The following is a 6,030-nucleotide window of genomic DNA, read 5'->3' as shown; positions in this document are numbered from 1 at the left end:
CTCCATCACCTGCCCCGAGAAAAGATCCGCTCCTTTCGGCCCGAGATGGGTGCGGTCAAAGCGCGGCGGCGCTTCGGCCAGCGTATCGGCGCCGGCCTGGCCCATGGCGGCCACAGCGGCATGGCTGACCGCGTTCAGGTCCAGCACCTGCACACCCTGCTCCGCGCCCACCTTGAGGATGGACTCGGCCCAGGGGCGCAGGTCGTTGGGGAGTTCGCCGTCCCTGAAGGTGCGGCGCGTGAGCGGCGTGATGAGCAGCACCTCGCCGCCGGCGGCCTTCACGTCCTTCACGTAGCCAGCCATGTTGGGGCTGAACTCGGTGGCGAAGTCGGTCGAGCGGCCGGGTTTGCCGGGCTGGTCGTTGTGGCCGAACTGGATCAGCACCAGGGTCTTCTGCTTCTGGCCGGTCTCGCCGCGCTCGTTCAACAGCGCCAGCACCGTGTCCCACAGGCCCTCGGCGCGAAAGCTCTTGCTGGAACGGCCGCCGCGCGCGAGGTTGATGCAGGCGACCTGCTGGAAACGCGCGCACAGCGCATTGCCATAGCCGCTGCGCGGCGCCATCGTCGAGTCGCCGACGAGGATGAGGCGTGGGCCGGTGGCGACATTGGCCGTGGTCTCGCCCCGGGACGCGGAGGCGGCAGGTGCGGGCACCGTCTGGGCCAATGCCGAGCCGGCGAGCAGCGTGGCGAGAAGCAGAAGTTTCTTCATAGAGTCAGGAGGCGGTGAGGGCTGGCCAGCCAGCCTTGGGACTCATGTCGTCGAGGTTCCAATCCTCGGGCTTGAAAACGCGCCGCGTTGGCGCATGGCGCGGATAGCCCAACGCGTTCTCGACCTCGGAGTCGATCAGCTTGCCCTTGCCTTGCGCCATATCGGCCAGCAGCTTCGCATCCAGCGCGTCGCGCGCCCACGGCCTGGCGCCGACGAGGGCGGGCAGCTCCCGCGCCAGGGCCGCGGCCGGGCGCAGCGGTGGCAAGGCCGACGGCAGATAGGCTTGGCTGGCGACGATCAGCTTCGCCGTCGTCGCCGCATTGCGGCCGAGCAGCGGCGCCGGCGCGCCCTGCGCGTCATGGGCAATGTTGTCGGCCATGTAAAGCTCCAGGTCACCCTGGCCGAGCAGCATGAAGAACGGTGTGCCCGCCACCGTGCTAGGGCCATGACGCAGCGCATTGCCGACCAGCGTCAGCCGGCCCACCTGATGCGGCTGGCCTTCCCACTCGTTGGCGAGCAGGTTGTAGTGCACCGCCCGGTCGCCCGGGTTGAAGACGTAGTTGTTGACCATCGCCCCCTGCGCGCCGCCCTTGAACAGCGCATTGCGCTGGCGGTTGGACACGTAGACGTTGCCGTAGATCAGCACGCCGCTGGTGTTGTCGTGGATCAAGCTGCCCTTGCTGTGCTCGCCCTTCTCGTGCACCGAATTGCCCAGCCCCTCGTAGATGAGGTTGTGCGTGTAGGTGATGCGGTGGGACGTGGCCTTGCGCCAGTCCTCCAGCGTCCTGCCCTCGAAGCGCGGGCCGCTCGCGGACAGGTTCTCGTCGGTGGCCCAGGAGAAGCTGCAATGGTCGACGATGACGTCGTGTGCGCCGCCCAATGCCGAGATGCCGTCCTGGTCGCCGCCGCCTCTCTTGGGCCGACCGAACTCGCCGGGCCGAAAGCTCAGGTGCTGGATGACGACGTCGTGGGTCGAGATCGTCGTCTCGGCCTTGATGACGGTGACGCCAGGATCGGGCGCCGTCTGGCCGGCCAGCGTCAGGAAAGGCTGCGTGATCTTGAGCGGCTGGCCKCCCATGTCGATGACACCGCCGACCTCGAAGACGACGATGCGCGGGCCGCTGGCCTCGATCGCCTCCTTCAGGCTGCCGGGGCCCGCAGGCGCGAGCGTCGTGACTTTGATGACGCGGCCACCGCGGCCGCCCTGGGTCTCGGTCCAGCCGCGGGTGACGATGCCCGCCGAGGCCGGGGCCTGCGCAACGGCCGAAGGCAGCCAAGCCATGAGACCCAGGCCGCCAGCACCGGCCAGCAGGCCGCGACGGCCCGGAGAATGAAGATGCCTCATGCTCAGAAGCTGTAGTCGGCGGTGACCTTGTACGCCCGGCCCAGCACGTCGGCCATGCTGGTGATGTAGCCGACGTAGAGGCTGTTGGCCGTGATCGGCGGCGTCGCGTTGGTGATGTTGTTGACCGCCAGGCTGAGCTTGAGCCCCTTGAAGCCCGAGTAGGCCAGGCTGGCGCCGTACTGGCTGTAGGGGCTGACGCGGTTCACCGTCGAGCCGGCGCGCGGCGTGATGTCGGTCAGCGCGGTGTTGTAGCGCACCGAGACCAGGCCCGACCAGGAGCCGTTGCGCAGGCCCACCGAGGCGGTGTGCTTCCAGCGCGGGTTGATCTGGGGCATGCCGGCCAGGCCCGAGTTGACGCCGGCGCCACCGTAGCGCGCGTCGTTGGTGATGATGCCGACATTGCTCAGCACCTCGCCGTTCTTCTCGGCGCTGAAGCGGTAGCTCTCGTAGTAGGTGCCGTCCAGCATGAAGCTGGCCTGACCGATGGGCGTGGCGACGCGGTACATCATGGACAGGTCCAGCCCGCGGATGCTGGTGTCGCCGCGGTTGGCCTGGCTGGCGATGATGTAGTCGATGGTGCCGTCGGCCTTGCGGATGATGTTGGTCGCATACTTGGCCGGCTGCTGCTGCACCTCGGCGATGGCCACGGCGCCCAGCATGTCGGTCAGCTTGATGCCCCAGTAGTCCGCCGTCATCAGCAGGCCCTTGGTCGGCTCCAGCGCCAGGCCCAGTGTCCAGCCCTTGGACTTCTCGGGCTTGAGGAAGCTGTTGTCCGGGGACTTGGTCCAGTAGCTCATGGTCTGGTTGCAGACCTGGTCGCGCGTGAAGCCGTTGACCGGGTTGCCGGTGTTGGTGATGGTGGGCGTCGCGCTCGGGCACAGCACCGGGTCGTCCATCATCTGCGTGCGAACCTCGGGCGTCGGGTTCTGGATGTCCATGATGGACGGTGCGCGGAAGCCCGTGTTGGCCGAGGCGCGCAGCACCAGCTCGTCCAGTGCCTGGTAGCGGGCCGACAGCTTGGGGTTGACCGTCGTCGTCTTCAGGTCGCTGTAGGTGTCGGAGCGCACCGCGGCGTTGAAGCTCAGCCGCCTGGTGACGGGAGCGTCCACTTCGATGACCGCCGACTTGATGTTGCGGCCGAGGTCGCGTGCCACGCCGGTGGGCGTCTCGCCGACGAGGTCGTGCTTGCTGACATTGCCAAAGGCATCGATCGCATAGCTGCCGTTGGCGTTCTTGGCCACGTAGTCCAGCGGTGCGGCCTCGACCTTGGCCGAATCGCGGCGCACTTCGCCGGTCACGGCCAGCATCAGCGGGCCACCGGCCAGGTCCATCAGCGAGCGCGTCAGCGTCACGTCCACGCTGCGGTTGTAGGCGCGGTTGACGCGGTAGCTGTAGTCGCTGGCCTCGATGCTGCGCAGGTATTCGAGACCGGCTTCGTCCTGCAGGCCGAAGGGATTCAGGATGCCCTTGGTGAAGCCCTCCTGCGCCTTGGAGTAGAGGATGTAGCCGGCGCCGGCGCGGGTGTCGCGCAGCGACCGGCCGTAGTTCAGGCCCACGCGGTAGTCAAAGCCGGCCACCGTGCCCTCGGCGCTGAGCACCAGGCGGTCGTTGGTCTGCTCGTCATTGCGGTAGGCCGAGCCCAGTTCGGCCGGGCCCCAGACGAAGTAGATCGTCCGGTTGTTCATGTTCAGGTCGGTGACCGTGCCGGGCGTCTTGCTGGCGTCGATGAACATCGCCGGCGAGTTGGCACCGGTGTTGCTGCCCACCACCTTGACGGCCGGCGTGATGCCCTTGCCAGGGTAGAAGCGGCTGGTGGCCGGCATGCTGTAGGTGGTGGCCGGGGCCGTGCCGGCGGGCACCTGCATGCCGCGGTACTTCTGCACGTTGAACCTGGAGTGCAGGCCTTCCAGCGCCAGCGAGTGATCGTTGTTGATCTTCCAGCTCAGCTTGCCGAAGACGTTGGTGATCTCGCTGCCATCGGTGACGGCGTCGTAATAGTTGGGGTTGCGGTAGCAACCGGCGTTCGAGTAAGTGGCCGGCGTGGCGACGCTGCCGGCGCCCAGGGTCGGCAGCGAGTACGGCGCCGCGCAGCCGTTCGCAAAGGCAGGGTTGTAGTTGGAATTGGCGCCGGTTGCGAAGCCGAAGTTGGCGATCGGGCTGGGGTTCTTGTTGTCGGGCAGCAGGCCCAGGCCCATGGCCGACAGCACCGAGTAGTCATACAGCTCGGACCGGTCGATCTTGAACAGCGCCGACTTGCGCTGATGGTCCAGCGACAAGTAGGCGTTCCAGCCATCGGCGTTGAGGTCGCCCGCGCCGACGATGGCGCCGATGGCCTTGGTCTCGCCGCCGCCGGAGTGCTCGGGCTGGTTCCACTCGGCCTTCACCCGCGCACCCTTGAAGCTGTTGAAGGTGTAGAAGTTCTGCACGCCGCCGATGGCGTCGGAGCCGTAGATGGACGAGGCACCGTCACGCAGCGTCTCGGCGCGGTCCAGGGCCATGCGCGGGATGACGTTGACGGAGACGTACTGGTCCTGCAGCGGCTCGTTGGCCATGCGGCGGCCGTTTAGCAGGGTCAGCGTGCGCATCGGGCCCAGGCCGCGCAGATTGAGCATCGGGCCTGCGGCACCGCTGTTGGTGCCCAGGGACAGCGACTGCGGCATCTCCAGCACCAGGTCCTTGAGCTCGGTGTGGCCGCGGGCTTCGAGCTCCTCGGACTTGATCACCGAGACCGGCAGTGCCGTCTCGCCGGCCAGGCGCTTGATGGAGGAGCCGGTGATCTGGATGCGCTCCAGCGTCGCGGGAGCATCGGTGGTCTGCGCGTGGGCCGTGGCCATCAGGCTCAACACGGCGCTGGCGCACAGGGTCAGGCGGGCGTGCGGGTTCTTCATGTTCATCGTGTCTCCGTGGTGCTTTTTGCTGGATGGGTCAGGGTGCCGGCACCCAGCCGCCGGGCGCGCCGGTGGCGATGGTCGAGTTCTGGAAGATCTCGGCCCGTGTGGTCAGGCCCACCGCCGAGCCGAGCGGCTTGGCCAGCACGACATTGGTCGGCACATTGGCGACCTTGACCGAGGCCACGCCGAGCCGGGCGCTGACGTCCAGCGGCGCACCGTTGAGGTCCATGCTGCCGAACTCGCGCCAGCCCACCGTGTCGGTGGTGCCGCCGTCGGCCGTGCCGGCCCAGGACGGCGGGTTGCTGCCGCAACTGCCCGTGCCCACACCGGTCTTGCTGGTGCCCGTGCCCACGCACCAGCCGGCGGGCAGGATGTGCGAGCCCATCCTGGTGTTCACGAAGGCGATGTGGTCGATGTAGGTCGTTGCCGCCGTGCCGCCGCTGCGGGCGAGATAGGCCTGACTCACCGCGGGCTCGGCCGTCAGCCGACTGTTCAGGAACACAAAGCCCTTGTCGCCGACCGTGGCGCGCGACTGCAGGATGAAACCCGCCGAGCCGCTGGACGTGTCGGCCACCGAGCGGATCTCGCAGTCCTCGAACAGGCTGGCCATCACGCTGCCCCAGATGAAGTCGACATTGCCGGCGACGAGCGACTGGTAGATCCAGTTGTAGCCCTTGAGCTGCAGCGTGTCCTGCTGGCTCAGGAAGTTCATCTGCTTGGCCACCAGGCGCGCGGCCGCAGCCGTCGTGCTGGTGTTGAAGTAGATGGCCTCGGCCTGGTTGTCCCAGCTCGTGCTGCGCACATGCGGGTTCTGCAGCGTGAAGTTCTGCAGCGTCAGCAGGTCTGACGTCTCGACGAGCAGGGCCGCACGGCCGCCGCCGAGCACGCGGTGGCCCAGGGTCTTGCCCGAGGTGCTGAGTGCGGTGCCAGCGGTTGCGGAACTCGCGCCACTGCCCGAGTTCAGCGACTCGAAGTTGACGTCGCCCACCACCACACCATCACGGCTCTCGCCGACGATGCTGAGGTTGGACACCTTGCGCAGGATGTTGAGTTCGGGGTAGCTGCCGTTGGCCAGGTGGATGGTCT

4 protein-coding genes are annotated in these 6,030 nt (G+C 67.6%); all 4 read right to left on the bottom strand.

The features are described 5' to 3' along the window. Positions 1 to 708 (bottom strand): rhamnogalacturonan acetylesterase (locus tag AC1DU6_RS17350; RefSeq protein WP_477858550.1); only part of this gene is annotated, 708 nt, incomplete at its 3' end. Positions 709 to 712: 4 nt separating this feature from the next. After that, complete coding sequence (locus AC1DU6_RS17345; protein WP_477858548.1) at positions 713 to 2,053, bottom strand: pectate lyase family protein; 1,341 nt, start codon at positions 2,051 to 2,053, stop codon at positions 713 to 715. A 2-nt stretch (positions 2,054 to 2,055) separates the two neighbouring features. Continuing rightward, positions 2,056 to 4,947 carry a TonB-dependent receptor domain-containing protein gene (locus tag AC1DU6_RS17340; RefSeq protein WP_477858546.1) on the bottom strand — a complete coding sequence of 964 codons (2,892 nt, stop codon included), beginning with the start codon at positions 4,945 to 4,947 and terminating at the stop codon, positions 2,056 to 2,058. A gap of 31 nt (positions 4,948 to 4,978) precedes the next feature. Beyond that, the coding region (locus AC1DU6_RS17335; RefSeq protein ID WP_477858544.1) for a pectinesterase family protein at positions 4,979 to 6,030 on the bottom strand (1,052 nt) is incomplete at its 5' end.

This window comes from Roseateles sp. P5_B10, from assembly GCF_056400485.1.
Note: the sequence above shows the minus strand (reverse complement) of the source record. Positions and strands in the feature narration are given on the sequence as shown.

What these genes read in the sequence shown, in the direction of transcription:
- AC1DU6_RS17340 (WP_477858546.1), bottom strand. Translation starts at nt 4,947, where the DNA reads ATGAACATGAAGAACCCGCACGCCCGCCTGACCCTGTGCGCCAGCGCC.